Source organism: Streptomyces diastaticus subsp. diastaticus (genome assembly GCF_011170125.1).
GTDB lineage: Bacteria > Actinomycetota > Actinomycetes > Streptomycetales > Streptomycetaceae > Streptomyces > Streptomyces diastaticus.
Genome location: NZ_BLLN01000003.1, coordinates 976,233 through 991,749 on the forward strand (window position 1 = coordinate 976,233; position 15,517 = coordinate 991,749).

At 74.6% G+C, this 15,517-nt stretch carries 17 protein-coding genes and 1 pseudogene; 12 read left to right on the forward strand and 6 right to left on the reverse strand.

Annotated features, from left to right (window positions below; all coding sequences use genetic code 11):
- Positions 1-151: 151 nt before the first annotated feature.
- From Sdia_RS12750 to Sdia_RS12765, 4 genes and pseudogenes are all read left to right on the forward strand, one after another.
- Positions 152-349: pseudogene (locus Sdia_RS12750) on the forward strand (hypothetical protein); the annotation flags it as partial.
- Between the two features lie 67 nt (positions 350-416).
- Entirely contained in the window at positions 417-1,049 is a 633-nt protein-coding gene (locus Sdia_RS12755) for a TetR/AcrR family transcriptional regulator (protein WP_100456081.1), read from the forward strand.
- 93 nt (positions 1,050-1,142) lie between these two features.
- Complete coding sequence (locus tag Sdia_RS12760) at positions 1,143-2,234, forward strand: zinc-binding dehydrogenase (RefSeq protein ID WP_100456080.1); 1,092 nt, start codon at positions 1,143-1,145, stop codon at positions 2,232-2,234.
- Between the two features lie 128 nt (positions 2,235-2,362).
- Positions 2,363-3,046 (forward strand): TetR/AcrR family transcriptional regulator, encoded by a 684-nt coding sequence (locus tag Sdia_RS12765; RefSeq protein WP_100456079.1) that lies wholly within the window; start codon positions 2,363-2,365, stop codon positions 3,044-3,046.
- A 73-nt stretch (positions 3,047-3,119) separates the two neighbouring features.
- Here the strand turns inward: Sdia_RS12765 and Sdia_RS12770 are convergent, their stop codons facing one another.
- Positions 3,120-3,581 (reverse strand): MaoC family dehydratase, encoded by a 462-nt coding sequence (locus tag Sdia_RS12770; protein WP_100456078.1) that lies wholly within the window; start codon positions 3,579-3,581, stop codon positions 3,120-3,122.
- A gap of 152 nt (positions 3,582-3,733) precedes the next feature.
- Between Sdia_RS12770 and soxR the strand changes: the two genes are divergently transcribed.
- On the forward strand, positions 3,734-4,198 hold the full coding sequence (soxR, locus tag Sdia_RS12775; RefSeq protein ID WP_100456077.1) for a redox-sensitive transcriptional activator SoxR: 465 nt from the start codon (positions 3,734-3,736) through the stop codon (positions 4,196-4,198).
- A 7-nt stretch (positions 4,199-4,205) separates the two neighbouring features.
- Here the strand turns inward: soxR and Sdia_RS12780 are convergent, their stop codons facing one another.
- The gene (locus Sdia_RS12780) at positions 4,206-4,343 is read right to left on the reverse strand and encodes a hypothetical protein (protein ID WP_161499809.1); all 138 of its coding nucleotides are present in this window, start codon (positions 4,341-4,343) and stop codon (positions 4,206-4,208) included.
- Positions 4,344-4,615: 272 nt separating this feature from the next.
- Between Sdia_RS12780 and Sdia_RS12785 the strand changes: the two genes are divergently transcribed.
- Positions 4,616-5,119 (forward strand): hypothetical protein, encoded by a 504-nt coding sequence (locus Sdia_RS12785; protein ID WP_100456076.1) that lies wholly within the window; start codon positions 4,616-4,618, stop codon positions 5,117-5,119.
- A gap of 64 nt (positions 5,120-5,183) precedes the next feature.
- Here Sdia_RS12785 and Sdia_RS12790 read toward each other — a convergent pair whose 3' ends face one another.
- Positions 5,184-5,762, reverse strand: a complete 579-nt coding sequence (locus tag Sdia_RS12790; protein ID WP_124288454.1) for a hypothetical protein — start codon at positions 5,760-5,762, stop codon at positions 5,184-5,186.
- 365 nt (positions 5,763-6,127) lie between these two features.
- Here Sdia_RS12790 and Sdia_RS12795 point away from each other — a divergent pair, with 365 nt between their 5' ends.
- Positions 6,128-6,271 carry a hypothetical protein gene (locus Sdia_RS12795; protein ID WP_164356851.1) on the forward strand — a complete coding sequence of 48 codons (144 nt, stop codon included), beginning with the start codon at positions 6,128-6,130 and terminating at the stop codon, positions 6,269-6,271.
- 71 nt (positions 6,272-6,342) lie between these two features.
- Here the strand turns inward: Sdia_RS12795 and Sdia_RS12800 are convergent, their stop codons facing one another.
- Positions 6,343-7,602: an exo-beta-N-acetylmuramidase NamZ family protein gene (locus Sdia_RS12800; protein WP_100456073.1), complete on the reverse strand. Its 1,260-nt coding sequence runs from the start codon at positions 7,600-7,602 to the stop codon at positions 6,343-6,345.
- Between the two features lie 113 nt (positions 7,603-7,715).
- Complete coding sequence (locus tag Sdia_RS12805) at positions 7,716-8,363, reverse strand: TetR/AcrR family transcriptional regulator (protein ID WP_100456072.1); 648 nt, start codon at positions 8,361-8,363, stop codon at positions 7,716-7,718.
- A gap of 169 nt (positions 8,364-8,532) precedes the next feature.
- Between Sdia_RS12805 and abc-f the strand changes: the two genes are divergently transcribed.
- The 5 genes from abc-f (at position 8,533) to Sdia_RS12830 (ending at position 14,233) form a co-directional block, all read left to right on the forward strand.
- Positions 8,533-10,152: a ribosomal protection-like ABC-F family protein gene (abc-f, locus tag Sdia_RS12810; RefSeq protein WP_189500561.1), complete on the forward strand. Its 1,620-nt coding sequence runs from the start codon at positions 8,533-8,535 to the stop codon at positions 10,150-10,152.
- 65 nt (positions 10,153-10,217) lie between these two features.
- Entirely contained in the window at positions 10,218-10,883 is a 666-nt protein-coding gene (locus Sdia_RS12815; protein WP_100456123.1) for a CatB-related O-acetyltransferase, read from the forward strand.
- A gap of 238 nt (positions 10,884-11,121) precedes the next feature.
- Positions 11,122-11,892: an SDR family oxidoreductase gene (locus tag Sdia_RS12820; RefSeq protein WP_100456070.1), complete on the forward strand. Its 771-nt coding sequence runs from the start codon at positions 11,122-11,124 to the stop codon at positions 11,890-11,892.
- Positions 11,889-13,586: a class I adenylate-forming enzyme family protein gene (locus Sdia_RS12825; protein ID WP_189500560.1), complete on the forward strand. Its 1,698-nt coding sequence runs from the start codon at positions 11,889-11,891 to the stop codon at positions 13,584-13,586. The genes Sdia_RS12820 and Sdia_RS12825 overlap by 4 nt, the downstream gene beginning before the upstream one ends.
- 32 nt (positions 13,587-13,618) lie before the next feature.
- Positions 13,619-14,233: a TetR/AcrR family transcriptional regulator gene (locus Sdia_RS12830; RefSeq protein ID WP_100456068.1), complete on the forward strand. Its 615-nt coding sequence runs from the start codon at positions 13,619-13,621 to the stop codon at positions 14,231-14,233.
- A 67-nt stretch (positions 14,234-14,300) separates the two neighbouring features.
- Here the strand turns inward: Sdia_RS12830 and Sdia_RS12835 are convergent, their stop codons facing one another.
- On the reverse strand, positions 14,301-15,515 hold the full coding sequence (locus Sdia_RS12835; protein WP_100456067.1) for an acyl-CoA dehydrogenase family protein: 1,215 nt from the start codon (positions 15,513-15,515) through the stop codon (positions 14,301-14,303).
- Between the last annotated feature and the right edge of the window lie 2 nt (positions 15,516-15,517).

Genomic DNA, 15,517 nt, shown 5'->3' on the forward strand with positions numbered 1-15,517 from the left:
CCGCCGGGCGACGGGCCCGCGGGCCGCCGGAACGGCTCCGTGCGCGGGGGGCGCACAAGAACTGTCAGAGACTGAACATCGCTCCACTCTCCCGGGGCATGTCGTGGACCCGCAGGTCCCTCGCCGTCCTCGCCGTCGGGGCCTGTCCGGGGAGCCACCCCTGGGACCGGGCCCCCTGGCCGCCCTCCAGGTCTGCGCCGTCGTCACCGGCCACGTCCTCGGGGTCGTCGCCGAGCACGACCGGGCCGTCCCCCTCCAGCCGCCCGAACACGCCGTCACCGGCCAACTCCCGCTCTTCGCCCACATGCTCGTCCACACCCTGGGCGGGCTCGGCCTGCTCGTCACCTGAGCCTCCGCGCCGGCCCGGCCCCTCCCGACGCTCGCGCGGGCGGTCGCCGGGAGGGCACCATGGACCCGTGCAGCACCTCACCTCCCTGCGCCGCGCTCCCGTCCAGCAGCGCAGCGCCGAACGGCTCGTCCGTATCCTCGACGCCTGCGCCGACCTCCTCGACGAGGTCGGCTACGAACAACTCACCACGCGCGCCGTCGCCGACCGCGCCCAGGTGCCCATCGGCTCCGTCTACCGGTTCTTCGACAACAAGCGCGCCCTGGCCGACGCCCTCGCCCACCGCAACCTCGACCGGTACGCCGACCGCATCGCCCGTCGCGTCGGCGAGGTCGAGGGCGGTGACTGGCGCGGCGCCGTCGACGCCTGCCTGGACGAGTACCTGACCATGAAACGGACCGTCCCCGGCTTCACCCTCATCGACTTCGGCGTCCCCGCGCCCCCCACCGCCGACGAACCCCACGCCAACCACCAGGTCGCCGACCGGGTCGCGGTGCTGCTCGCCGCCCACCTCGAACGGCCGCTGGACGAGGCCCTGCGCCGTGCCGTCCTGGTCGGCGTGGAGGCCACCGACTCCCTGCTGCACCTGGCCTTCCGCACCGACCCGGCGGGCGACCCGGCCCTGGTCGCCGAGACCCGCACCCTGCTGCACGCCTACTTCGCCCGCGCCTTCGACCGGCCGCCCGGGGGCCAGGGCGGCTGAACCGCGACCCTGGTGCCCGCCGAGGCGGGGGCGTTAGGTTGGCCGCCGCCCACCCGCCCACCCGCCCTCACCCACCAGCCGGGAGAACTCGACGTGGTCCGTGCCGCCTTCCTGCCCGCCACCGGCTCCGCCCTCACCACCGGTGAGATCGTCCTGCCCGACCCCGGCCCCGGCCAGGTGCGGATCAGGCTCGCCGCCGCCGGGGTCTGCCACTCCGACCTGTCCCTGACCGACGGCACCATGGCGGTCCCCGTCCCGGCCGTCCTCGGCCACGAGGGCGCCGGAACGGTCGTCTCCGTCGGCGAGGGCGTCACCTCGGTCGCCCCCGGGGACGGCGTCGTCCTCAACTGGGCGCCCTCCTGCGGAGACTGCGCCGCCTGCCGCCGGGGCGAGGTGTGGCTGTGCCGCAACGCCCTCGCCGGAGCAGCCCGGGCCCACGCCCACACGTCCGACGGCACCGTCCTGCACCCCGGCCTGAACGTCGCGGCCTTCGCCGAGGAGACCGTCGTCGAGGAGAACTGCGTCCTGCCCGTCCCCGACGGCGTACCGCTGACCGAGGCCGCCCTCCTCGGCTGCGCCGTCCTGACCGGCTACGGCGCCGTCCACCACAACGCCCGCGTCCGGCAAGGCGAGTCCGTCGTGGTCCTCGGCGTCGGCGGAGTGGGGCTGGCCGCCCTCCAGGCCGCCCGGATCGCCGGGGCCGGCACGGTGATCGCCGTGGACGTCTCCGAGGCCAAGCGGGAGCTGGCCCACCGGGCCGGCGCCACCGAGTTCGTCGTCGCCTCCGACACCACCGCCAAGGAGATCCGTGCCCTGACCGGCGGTGAGGGCGCCGACGTGGCGATCGAGTGCGTGGGGCGCGCCGCCACCATCAGGACGGCCTGGGAGTCGACCCGGCGCGGCGGCCGCGCCACCGTCGTCGGCATCGGCGGCACCGACCAGCAGGTCACCTTCAACGCCCTGGAGCTCTTCCACTGGGGCCGCACCCTCTCCGGCTGCGTCTACGGCGACTCCGACCCCGTCCGCGACCTGCCGGTGCTGGCCGAGCACATCCGCGCCGGGCGGCTCGACCTCGCCTCGATGGTGACCGACCGCATCGGGCTCGACGACATCCCCGCGGCCTTCGAGCGGATGATCGCCGGCCGGGGCGGCAGGGCCCTGGTGGAGTTCCCGCAGGCCGGCTGAGCGGACGGCGGGATCGGTGCCCGCGGTGCGGCGGCGGGCACCGGCCGTCCCCCTGCCGGCCCCGTGCGCTAAGCGCTTGCTCAGCGGCAAGGGTATGGTGTGGCACCGGTACGGAGGGAAGGGCAGGCATGAGCGCGGTGGAGCAGGGGCCCGAGGGGCCGGACGAGGCGGTTCCGGGCGCGGGCGGCGACGGGACCGCGACCGGCGAGACGGACGACGCGGCCTGGGCCGAGGTGACCCCGGACGCCGCGCGCAGGCTGCTGGTCGCCGCCGTCGACGCCTTCGCCGAACGCGGCTACCACGCCACCACCACCCGCGACATCGCCGGACGCGCGGGCATGAGCCCCGCCGCCCTGTACATCCACTACAAGACCAAGGAAGAACTGCTCCACCGCATCAGCCGCATCGGCCACGACCGGGCGCTGAAGATCATGCGGGACGCCGCCGACAGCGAGGGCACCGCGGCCGAGCGCCTGGACCGAGCCGTCCGTTCCTTCGTCGGCTGGCACGCACTGCGCCACACCACGGCCCGCGTCGTCCAGTACGAACTCGACGCGCTCGGGCCCGAGCACCGCGCCGAGATCATCGAACTGCGCCGGGGGACCGACGCGGCCGTCCGCGAGATGATCTCCGACGGGGTGCGGGACGGCGAGTTCGAGGTCCCCGACATCCCCGGCACCACGCTGGCGGTGCTCTCCCTCTGCATCGACGTGGCGCGCTGGTTCAAGGTCGGCGGCACCCGCACCCCGGAGGAGATCGGCGCGCTCCACGCCGGCCTGGTCCTGCGCATGGTCGGCGCCCGCGAGGCGTGAACGCCCGTACGGCCCGGGCGCGGACGCCGCGGGCCGTGGACGGGCGGGCCGGCGGGCGCCGGCCCCGTGCTGGTCAGAGGTGGTAGCGGACGACCGCCTCGGCGACGCAGACCGGCTTGTCGCCGCCCTCGCGCTCCACCGTGAAGACGGTGGTGACCTGGACCCCGCCGGCGACCTCGGCGACGTCGGTGACCTGCGCGGTGGCGCGCAGCAGTGAGCCGACCGGGACCGGCGCGGGGAAGCGGACCTTGTTGACGCCGTAGTTGACCCCCATCCGCACGCCTTCCACGGCGATCAGCTGCGGGCCGAAGACGGGCAGCAGTGACAACGTCAGGTACCCGTGCGCGATGGTGGTGCCGAACGGGCCCTCCTTCGCCTTCTCGGGATCGACGTGGATCCACTGGTGGTCGCCGGTCGCCTCGGCGAACTGGTCGATCCGCTGCTGTGTGATCTCCAGCCAGTCGGTGCGGCCCAGCCGCTCACCGACGGCCGCGCGCAGTTCGTCGACCGATGCGAAGATCCTCGGTTCTGCCATGTCCCGACCTCTCTCATCAACATGTCTAAGCGCTTGCTCAGCATGTCCCGGCCGCTCCGGGCTGTCAATGAACCCCCGGCGCCCCGGCCCGTACCCAGCGCTGGGCCCGCGCTTGGGTCCTCGGTCCACCCGCGCCGCGTAGGGTCGGGCGGGTGCCGCAGATTCCGCAGAAGATCCACGAGCTCACCGTCGGCCAGCTCTCCGCCCGTAGCGGGGCCGCCGTCTCCGCGCTGCACTTCTACGAGGCCAAGGGGCTCATCTCCAGCCGCCGCACCTCGGGCAACCAGCGCCGCTACCACCGCGACACCCTGCGCCGGGTGGCCTTCGTCCGCGCCGCCCAGCGTGTCGGCATCCCGCTGGCCACCATCCGCGACGCCCTCGCCGAACTCCCCGAGGAGCGCACCCCGACCCACGAGGACTGGGCCCGCCTCTCGCACGTCTGGCGCGCCGAACTCGACGAGCGCATCAACCAGTTGCACCGCCTGCGCGACCACCTCACCGACTGCATCGGCTGCGGCTGCCTCTCCCTGGAGACCTGCGTCCTGTCCAACCCGGACGACACGGTGGGCGCGTCGCTGACGGGGTCGCGGCTGATGGGGGCGCGGCGCAGGGAGTAGGAGAGGTTCAGGGCGGGGAGCGCCGGGTCCGGTGGAAGACCACGGCCACCCCGGCCGCGGCGACGACCAGCAGGGCCCCGTCCAGGGGGAACGGCACCGTCAGGCCGAAGGAGTCGGCGAGCAGGCCGCCGGCGAGGGCGCCCACCGTGCCGCTGCCGAAGAGGACGACGCGGTGGGCGCCGCCACGACAACTCCGTCTCTCCCGGACGGACAGGACACGTCCGCCCGGGGGCGGGGGACCCGGGCCAGGAGGGCGTTCTGCCGCTGGGCAAGGGGGCGCGGGCTCCATGTCCCCGCACCAGGTGGCGTGTTCGACGGGGCGCACGCCCCGAGGCGTACCCCCAGCCACCCGGTGGCGCGCGGGGTGGCGCGGGTACGTAAGGGGCAGGTCGCCGATCCTGAGGGAGGGAGAGCCGTATGGCAGTGGCCGTCTGCTCGTTGAAGTGGGAAGCCGCCCGGACCGGGAACCAGCGCGTCGTCTACGACAGTGACGGGTACCACCTGGTGCGTTTTCCGTACGAGGAGAGCGAGGAGTCGTACGACCCGTGGGGGATGCACGACCCGGGGAAGAAGTACCCCGACCCGGAGTCGGGGCTGATCGTGCCGAGCCACGACGGGTGGGGGACGCTCTCGGCGCTGGTGTTCTGGGCGCCGGACAGCCGGCCGGTGGAGTACCGGGCCCGGTTCGTGCGGGATCCGCTCGGCGCCTCCACCGGGTACGACTCGACGGCGACGACGGACTCCGCGCCGACCGGGGGCAACCAGTTCCGGACGTACATGTGGCAGATCTTCGTCCGGAAGGACACCCCGCTCGGCCTGAAGGTCACCGCCCGGGCCAAGGGTGACGTGCCGGTGCCCGCGGCGCTGACGCTCGCCGAGTTCAAACTGGCCGTCCACACGGACGTCGCCGTGCCGGACTGACCCCGCCCGTCGCCGTGGGCGCGGCCCCGGCCGCCCTCGGGGCGCGGCTGGGGCCGAGTCGGGATCAGGCCGCCAGGAGGGGAGTGGCGACCTGGGCCAGGGCCCGGGGGGTGAGCAGTTCGCGCGGCACACTGATCCCGCACCGGACGCAGTGCGGTTCGGGTCCCTCGCCCCAGGCGAGGTGGGCCGTGGCGCAGACGGGGCAGCCGGTGCCCGGTTCCCGGTCGAGGGCGTCGAGGAGGCGGCGCAGTACCTCGGCGAGCGGAAGGCTGGGGTGCAGGCCCGGGTTGTCGCACCAGGCGAGGGCGTAGCCGCTGCCGGTGCGGCGCTGCCAGGTGTCGACCCCGGCCGGGCGGCGCAGCCCGTCGTGCTTCTCGCGGCGCCTGCGGGCGGCGAAGCGCTCCTCGTGGGCCAGCCACAGGGCGCGCGCCTCCTCCAGTTCGGCGAGGGCCGCCACCAGCCGGGCCGGGTCGGGGGAGCGGTCCTCGGGGCCGAAGCGGTGCCGGGAGCACAGGTGGTCCCAGGTCGCCCGGTGGCCGTAGGGGGCGAATCGTTCGAGGCACTTGCGCAGGGAGTAGCGGCGCAGAGCCAGGTCGCAGCGGGGGTCGCGGACCTGTCTCGCCAGACTCCGGAAACCAGCCATGGTGGTGCACCTCCGTGATCGGAACGCCGGCTCCACCCCGGCCGCCGCCGTCCGGGGGCCGCCACGGAAGGGGTCCCGGACGGAGTGCGGTCGGAGCGAGGTCGTTACAGGGACGTATGCGCCGTCGAAGCGGCTCCATTCATGCCGAGTCCGTTCATTCCGCTTCCGTCGCGCGGGCTGTCCGCGCCGCCGGTTCACGGGCGTGGGAGGCCGGCGCGTGTGACGCGTGGTCACCTGCGAGGCGGCGTACCGGCGGTGTCCTCCGGCTCGCCGTCGTCGGGAGGACCAGGTGTGCGACGGCTCGTCCCCGGACACGCCCCACCTGCCCACTGGCCGGCCGGGCGGTGGCCGTCACGGGCACGGCGGTGCTCACGCCTCGCGACGCGGGCGACCAGTGGTGTGCCGACGGCATCGTGCAGCGGGCCGTGGGCGGCCTCACCCACGAGGACATCCGGTGGCGGAACCGCCCGGCCTGCCGGCGGATGGCGGAGTTCCCGGGCCACGGCTGACCGGCGCCGATGGTGAGGACGGCGACGCCCCCGGCACCAGGTGTGCCGGGGGCGCCGCCGCGGTGCCCGCCTCAGCGGTACAGCAGGTACTCCCGCCGGGTGCGCCGGAACGCCGACAGTTCGGCACGCCAGCCCGCCACCACCTCGTCCGTGGTCGCCCCCGCGTCGATCATGGTGCGCACCCGGGTGGAGCCGGTGAGCTTGTCGATCCAGTGGTCCTCGCGCCAGGCGAAGCCCGGCCAGACCTGGCGCGCCGTCACCAGCAGCCCGATCCCGGTGCGGACGGGGTCGAAGACCTCCCGGTCGTGGACGTGCACCTGCACCCCGCCGACGGTCACCCCCGCGAACTTGGAGAAGGACGGCGCGAAGTACGCCTCGCGGAAGCGGACGCCCTTCAGCCGCAGCCCGTTGGCGGCGGCCGCCCAGGCGTGGTCGACGCCCTCGGCGCCGATCAGCTCGAACGGGCGCGTGGTGCCGCGCCCCTCGGAGAGGTTGGTGCCCTCGAAGAGGCAGGTGCCCGCGTACACGACGGCTGTCTCGGGGGTCGGCATGTTGGGGCTGGGCGGCACCCACGGCAGGCCCGAGGCGTCGTAGAAGTCGTCCCGGCGCCACCCGGTCATGCGCACCGTCTCCAGCTCGACGGGACGGGCCAGGAACTCCCCGTTGAACAGCCCCGCCAGTTCGGCCACGGTCATCCCGTGCGCCTGCGAGATCGGCTCGCGCCCGACGAAGGTGGCGAACTCCTTGTGCAGCACCGGGCCGAGCGCCTCGCGGCCGGTGAGCGGATTGGGGCGGTCCAGCACCACGAACCGCTTGCCCGCGAGCGAGGCCGCCTCCATGCAGTCGTAGAGGGTCCAGATGTACGTGTAGAAGCGGGCGCCCGCGTCCTGGATGTCGAAGACGACCGTGTCGACGCCCGACTCGGTGAAGATGTCGGCCAGTTCCCGCCCCGAGGTCAGGTACGTGTCGTAGACCGGCAGACCCGTCGCCGGGTCGTCGTAGCGGCCCTCGGAGCCGCCGGCCTGCGCGGTGCCCCGGAAGCCGTGCTCGGGACCGAAGACCGCGCGCAGGTCGACCCGGCGGTCGGCGTGCATCACGTCGACGATGTGCCGCACGTCCCGGGTGACGCCGGTCGGGTTGGTGACCACGCCGACCTTCTGCCCCGCCAGCACCCGGTAGCCGCCGTCGGCCAACTGCTCGAAGCCGGTGCGCAGCCCGCGCCCGCCCCGGCCCGGCGGACCGCCGTGGGCCGGGGCCGGGGCCGCGGCGGTGGCCGTCAGGGCTCCGGCGGCCGTGGTGGCGGCGAGCAGACTGCGTCTGGACAGGGTCATGCGGGGACCTCCGTGGTACCGACGGCTGTCATGTGCACGCACGCTAACGCGCCGAGCGCCCCCAGGGAACGAACCCGCGCCGGACGATCGTATTCCGCTTGGTCGCGGCGGCCTCAGCCGTCCCCCGGCGTTCCGTCTGCCGTGAAGGCGCCCGCGGCCGCCGCGCGCGCCGCCGCCCTGGCCGAGCGGCGGGCCAGGTGCGGATCGGAGGCGTCGCCGAGCAGCAGGAGCTGGTGGTAGAGCGGAGCGGTGGCCGCGACGAGCAGCGGCCGGGCCGCTGTCCCGGGGGGCAGCTCGCCGCGCCCCACGGCCCGCTCCACGACCACCTCGCACCGCGCGTACCGGTCGTCCCACAGGCGCCGCTGCGCCTCGGCGGCCTGCGGCGAGCGGAACGAGGCGGCGATCAGGGCGGGGACGACAGGCGGCCGCGCGGTCAGGGCGTCGTGGATCTCGTCGTTCAGCCCGGTCAGGTCCTCCTCCAGCGAGCCGGTGTCCGGAGCCGCCCAGTCGTCCGCGCCCGCCGCGTCGAGCACGTCGGCGAGCAGGCCGCCGACATCCCGCCAGCGCCGGTACACCGTGGTGCGGTGCACTCCCGCGCGGCCCGCGACCGCCTCCACGGTCAGCCCGTCGTACCCGTGGTCACCCAGCTCCGCGAGGACCGCGTCCAGCACCTGGCGGCGCGTGCGGGCCGTGCGGCCGCCGGGGCGCGGGCGGGGGTCCGGCGGCCGGGCCGTCTTCGGGCCGGGTGTCTCGGAAGTCATCGTCGCGTCTCCCCCTCGCCGATATCCGTTGCGCGGGCGTCGCCGCTGTGGCAGCATCCTAATGCATCAGTTGTCGCACTAGTGGAGTGGTCGATGTTCCTGCGAAGCGTTCCCCCGGCCGTCCGGTCCCCGTGGGCCGCCCCGTCCTCGAACGTTTCGGAGAACCCCCGTGCCCGTACAGATCACCGCGCTCGACGTCAGCAAGTCCTTCGACGGCCGTCCCGTCCTCGACTCGGTCACCTGCTCCCTCGGCGCGGGTGAGCGCACCGGGATCATCGGCGAGAACGGCTCCGGCAAGAGCACCCTGCTGCGCCTCCTCGCCGGTGAGGAGCGTCCCGACCGGGGCGAGACCGTCGTCCAGGCGTCCGGCGGTGTCGGCCATCTCGCCCAGGAGGAGCGGCTGCCCGGGTCGATGACCGTCCAGCAGGTCCTCGACAGGGGCCTCACCGAACTGCGCGCCGTCGAACGCCGCCTGCGAAGCCTGGAGGCGGCCATGGCCGCGGGCGACGAGTCGGGCATGGCCGAGTACGGCGACCTGCTGACCGTCTTCGAACTGCGTGGCGGCTACGACGCCGACGCCCGGGCCGAGCGAGCCCTGCGCGGCCTCGGCCTGCGCCTGGTCGACCGCGACCGCGCCGTCGGCACCCTCTCCGGCGGTGAGCAGGTCAGGCTGCGGCTGGCCGCCCTGCTGGCGGGCGCGCCGGAGATCCTGCTCCTCGACGAGCCCACCAACCACCTCGACGCCGCCGCCCTGCACTGGCTGGAGGAGCACCTGCGCACCCGGCGCGGCACCCTGGTCGCCGTCTCCCACGACCGGGACTTCCTCGACCGCGTCGCCACCAGCCTGCTGGAGGTGGACGCCGACCGGCGCCGCGTCGTCCGCTTCGGCGGCGGCTACGCGGGCCACCTCGCCGAGAAGGCCGCCGGCCGGCGCCGCTGGGCCCAGGAGTACGACCGGTGGCGCGCCGAGACCGACCGGCTCCGCGAGGCCGCCTCGACCACCGCCCGCCGGGTCGCTCCCGGCCGCCCCGCGCAGGACGGCAACAAGATGGCCTACGACCGGGCGGGCGGCCGCGTGCAGCAGTCCCTGGCGGGCCGGGTGCGCAACGCCGAGGAACGGCTGCGCCGCCTGCTCGCCGACCCGGTCCCGCCGCCGCCCGAGCCGCTGCGCTTCACCCCGGCCCTGCCCACCGGCCGCCTGGAGGGCACCCTGCTGGCGGCAGCCGGTGTCGCGGTCCGGGGCCGGCTCGGCCGCACGGACCTCGCCCTGAAGGCCGGCGAGCGCCTGCTGGTCACCGGGGCCAACGGCGCGGGCAAGTCCACCCTGCTCCAGGCCCTGGCCGGGGAGCTGGCCCCCGACTCCGGGACCGTCACCAGGCGCGGCCGCCTCGGCCACCTGGCCCAGGAGTCGAGGCCGGGCCGGCCGGACGAGACCGTCCTGGCCGCCTTCGCCCGAGACCGGCCCGGCGACCGGGCCGACCACGCCGCGCACCTGCTCTCCCTCGGGCTCTTCGCCCGTGAGCACTTCGCGGTGCCCGTCGGCCGCCTCTCCACCGGGCAGCGCCGCCGCCTCGCCCTGGCCCGGCTGCTCGGCCGGCCCGCGGACGTCCTGCTGCTCGACGAGCCGACCAACCACCTCTCGCCCGCCCTGGCCGAGGAGGTGGAGGCCGCGCTGGACGGTTACGGGGGCGCCCTCGTCGTCGTCAGCCACGACCGCCGCCTGTGCCGGCGCTGGCGCGGCGACCGCCTGACCCTCAGCGCGCCCCCGCCGGCCGCGTCCGCGCGCTGATCTCCCGCCGACTCCGGCCCCGCGGCCACCGGAACCCGAACCACCCTCACGAAGGGACCCCGCCCATGCCCCCGCTCCCGGCCCCCGCCGACCCGACCGTGCTGCACCCGATGGCCGGCCAGCCGCGCGTGGTGCAGCTGAAGCCGCTCATCACCTCCCCGCTGATCGAGGCCGGCGCGTTCTCCTACTACGACGACCCCCACGAGCCGACCGCCTTCGAGACCCGCAACGTCCTGTACCACTACGGCCCCGAGAAGCTCGTGATCGGGAAGTTCTGCGCGCTGGCCCAGGGCGTGCGGTTCCTCATGAACGGCGCCAACCACCGTATGGACGGCCCTTCCACCTTCCCGTTCCCGATGCTGGGCGGCTCCTGGACCGACCACCGCGACCTCCTCGCCGACCTGCCCGCGCGCGGCGACACCGTGCTCGGCAACGACGTCTGGACCGGCTACGGGGTGACCGTGATGCCCGGTGTCCGCATCGGCCACGGAGCGATCATCGCCGCCGGCTCCGTGGTCACCGGCGACATCCCCGACTACGCCGTCGCCGGAGGCAACCCCGCCCGCGTCATCCGCCACCGCTACGACGCGCGTGACACCGCCCGGCTCCTCGCGCTCGCCTGGTGGGACTGGCCCCTCGACCACCTCACCGCCCACCTCCGCACGATCATGTCCGGCACGGTCGACGCCTTGGAGGAGGCGGCACCCGGTGCCGGTCCGGCCGGCGCTTGAGGCGGAACGCCCCGGGGGCCACGCTCTCCGGGCCGGGCAGGCGCCGTTGACAGCCCGGCCGGCGTTCGAGCCCCCACCGGCGCCCGGGCACCAAAGGCCCGGGCGCCGCTCCGCCCGTGCGGGCGACCCCCGTTCCCGGGCTCTGGCGAGACCCGGGCGCCCCTTCCCAAGCACATACCGACTGGTTAGTCTGCCAAGGGCCAGGCCAGTCGCAGGCAGATCGCCGAATGGGAGCCACGTGGACACTTCCGCCGTGCAGGGAACGGGAATAGTCGTCACCGGAGCCGCGGGCGGCATCGGCGCCGCCCTCGCCGAGCGCTTCGTCCGCGAGGGCGCCCGCGTCGTCGTCAACGACCTCGACGAGGCCCGTACGAGGGAGGCCGCCGAGCGGACCGGCGCCACCCCGGTCTGGGGCGACGCCTCCACCGTGGTCGAGGCCGCCCGCGACGCCCTCGGCGGCACCGTCGACACCTGGTGCGCCAACGCGGGTCTGACCTCGCCGGGCGCCGAGGACGCCGAGGAGGAGATCTGGGCCGCCGCCTGGGACGTCAACGTCATGGCCCACGTCCGCGCCGCCCGCGCCCTGCTCCCCGGCTGGCTGGAGCGCGGCCACGGCCGCTTCGTCTCCACCGTGTCCGCCGCGGGGCTGCTCACCATGATCGGCGCCGCCCCCTACAGCGTCTCCAAGCACGGCGCCCACGCCTTCGCCGAATGGCTCTCGCTGACCTACCGCCACCGCGGCCTCAAGGTCCACGCCATCTGCCCGCAGGGCGTGCGCACCGACATGCTCACCGCCGCCGGGTCGGCCGGAGAACTGGTCCTCGCTCCTTCGGCCATCGACCCCGAGGACGTCGCCGACGCACTGCTCGCGGGCATCGCCGAGGACCGCTTCCTGATCCTTCCGCACCCCGAGGTCGCCGGGTACTACGCGGCCCGCGCCAAGGACCCCGAACGCTGGCTCGGCTCCATGAACCACCTGCAGCAGACCTGGGAAGGAGCCGGCCGATGACGACCGCCCCCCGCCGCGGCTACGACGCCAGACCGTGGCTCGCGCTCCTCGACGACGCCCAGAGGGCTCCTGTCGCGCCCCCGCCCACGGTCGTCCACGCCTTCCGCGCCGGCGCCGCCCGCCATCCGGAGCGCACCGCTCTCGCCTACTTCGACGGCCGGACCGACTTCCGCGAGGCCGACCTGCTCAGCGACTCCGTCGCCGGACACCTCGCCGCCCACGGCATCGGCCCCGGCGACCGCGTCGCCGTCATGCTCCAGAACGGCCCGCACTTCGTCCTCGCCGTCCTCGGCGTCTGGAAGGCCGGCGGCGTCGTCGTCCCGGTCAACCCGATGTACAGGACCGGCGAGGTCGCCCACCTTCTCGCCGACGCCGAGGTCAGCGGCCTGGTCTGCGCCGACCGCGCCTGGGAGGCGTACCTGCGCGAGACCGCCGCCGGGACCGCCGTACGCCTGGTCCTCACCGCCGACGAGCGGCAGCTCCAGAGCCGCGACGACGACCGGGTCCTCACCTTCGAGCCGGTACCGGCGCCCGCCGACACCGAGGACCTGCTGGCCGTCGCCCGCGCCGGGCACCGCGCCCCCGAGGGGCGCGAGCGCACCGCCGAGGACATCGCCCTCATCAGCTACACCTCCGGCACCAGCGGCACCCCCAAGGGCGCCACCAACACCCACGGCAACATCACCTACAACGCCGAGCGCCAGCGCACCGGCTCCCGCATCCCCGAGGGCTCCACCTACTTCGCCCTCGCCCCCCTCTTCCACATCACCGGGATGGTCGCCCAGTTCGCCGCCTGCGTCCTGAACGGCGGCACTCTCGCCCTCGCCCACCGCTTCGAGCCCGGCGCCGTCCTCGACGCCTTCGCCGAGCACCGGCCCGCCTACACCGTCGGTCCCGCCACCGCCTTCATGGCGCTCGCCGCGCACCCGGCCGCCACCCGGGACCACTTCTCGTCCTTCGTCCTCATCTCCAGTGGCGGCGCCCCGCTGCCACCCGCCCTCGTCGAGAAGTTCCGCGCCGGCTTCGGCCCCTACCTGCACAACGGCTACGGCCTCACCGAGTGCACCGCCCCCTGCGCGTCCGTCCCACCCGGCCGCGAGGCCCCCGTCGACCCGGCCTCCGGCACCCTCGCCGTCGGCGTACCCGGCCCCGACTCGGTGGTGCGCGTCCTCGACCCCGAGGGCCACGAGGTGCCCTTCGGGGAGCAGGGCGAGATCGCGGTGCGCGGCCCCCAGGTCGTCCCCGGCTACTGGCGCCGCCCGGAAGCCACCGCCGAGACCTTCCCCGGCGGTGAACTGCGTACCGGTGACATCGGCTTCATGGACCGCGACGGCTGGCTGTACGTGGTCGACCGCAAGAAGGACATGATCAACGCCTCCGGTTTCAAGGTCTGGCCGCGTGAGGTCGAGGACGTCCTCCACACCCACCCGGCCGTCCGCGAGGCCGCCGTCGTCGGTGTCCCCGACGCGTACCGGGGCGAGACCGTCCGCGCCTACGTCAGCCTGCGCGCCGCCGTCGCCCCCGCCGACCTGGTCGCCCACTGCAAGGAGCGGCTCGCCGCGTACAAGTATCCGCGCGAGGTCCGGGTCCTGCCCGAGCTGCCGAAGACCTCCAGTGGGAAGATCCTCCGGCGGGAACTGCGCGCACCGAGCGGCGCCGGTTCCGGCGGTACCGAGACGGAAGGCCGCGCGTAGGCGCGGCCGGCAGAGAGGAAGGTGGCGGCGCAGTGCCCAAGAACACGCCCGGAAACCCGGAGGGCGACGGCACGCCCGTACCCCGGCGGCTGCTGGCCGCCGCCACCCGCCTCTTCGCCGACCAGGGGTACGACCGCACCTCCGTGCAGGAGATCGTCGAGGCGGCCGGCGTCACCAAGGGCGCCCTCTACCACTACTTCGGCTCCAAGGAGGACCTCCTCCAGGAGGTCTACGCGCGGCTCCTGAGACTCCAGCAGGAGCGCCTCGACATGTACGCCGGCTCCCAGGAGCCCGTCGAGGAGCGGCTGCGCGCGGCCGCCGCCGACGTCGTCGTCACCACCATCGAGAACCTCGACGACGCGTCCATCTTCTTCCGCTCCATGCACCAGCTCAGCCCGGAGAAGAACAAGCAGGTCCGGGCCGAACGGCGGCGCTACCACGAACGGTTCCGCGCACTGGTCGAGGAGGGGCAGCGCTCCGGGGTCTTCACCCGCGACATCCCCGCCGACCTGGTGGTCGACTACCACTTCGGCTCCGTCCACCACCTGTCCACGTGGTACCGCCCCGACGGGCCGCTCACCCCGCAGCAGGTCGCCAGCCACCTCGCCGACCTGCTGCTGCGCGCCCTCACCCACCCGGGCACCTGAGCCCCCGCCACGGCCACGCGCAGGCCCCCGCCCGGTCCCCGGGCGGGGGCCTGCGCCGTCGTGGAGGTCAGCGGTGGCGCTTCAGCTCCCGGCGGGCCAGCGAGCGCTGGTGCACCTCGTCGGGGCCGTCGGCCAGCCGCAGGGTGCGGGCCGCCGCCCACAGCTCGGCCAGCGGGAAGTCCTGGCTCACCCCGCCCGCACCGTGCAGCTGCACCGCCCGGTCGATGATGTCCACCACCGCGCGCGGCGTCGCGATCTTGATGGCCTGGATCTCGGTGTGCGCGCCCCGGTTGCCGACGGTGTCCATGAGCCAGGCCGTCTTCAGCACCAGCAGCCGCAACTGCTCCACGCTCACCCGGGCGTCCGCGATCCAGTTGTGCACCACGCCCTGCGCCGCCAGCGGCTTGCCGAACGCCTCCCGCGCCACCGCCCGGCGGCACATCAGCTCGATCGCCCGCTCGGCCATGCCGATCAGCCGCATGCAGTGGTGGATGCGGCCGGGCCCGAGCCGGGCCTGCGCGATCGCGAAGCCGCCGCCCTCCTCCCCGACCAGGTTGGCCGCCGGGACCCGGACCCGGTCGAAGACGACCTCGGCGTGGCCGCCGTGGTAGTGGTCCTCGTAGCCGTAGACCCGCATCGCCCGCTTCACCGTCACGCCGGGGGTGTCGCGCGGGACCAGGATCATCGACTGCTGGCGGCGGAGGTCGGCGCCGTCGGGGTCGGTCTTGCCCATCACGATGAAGATCCCGCAGTCGGGGTTCATCGCCCCGGAGATGTACCACTTGCGGCCGGTGACCACGTACGCGTCGCCGTCCCGCTCGATCCGGGTGGTGATGTTGGTGGCGTCCGAGGAGGCCACCTCCGGCTCCGTCATCGCGAAGGCCGAACGGATCTCCCCGGCGAGCAGCGGCTCCAGCCACTCCTTGCGCTGCGCCTCGTCGGCGAACTCGGCCAGCAGCTCCATGTTGCCGGTGTCCGGCGCCGCGCAGTTCAGCGCGGTCGGCGCCAGCTGCGGGGAGCGGCCGGTGATCTCGGCGAGCGGCGCGTACTGGAGGTTGGTGAGCCCGGCGCCGTACCGGCGGTCGGGGAGGAAGAGGTTCCACAGGCCCTGCCGCTTCGCCTCCGCCTTCAGCTCGCCGACCACCGGCGGCTCGTCCCACGGGGAGGCGAGCCGGTTCCGCTGCTCGTCGGCGACGGCCTCGGCCGGGTAGACGTGCTCGTCCATGAAGGCGAGCAGCTTCGTGCGGAGTTCCTCGGTGCGCGCGTCGTACGCGAAGTCCATGG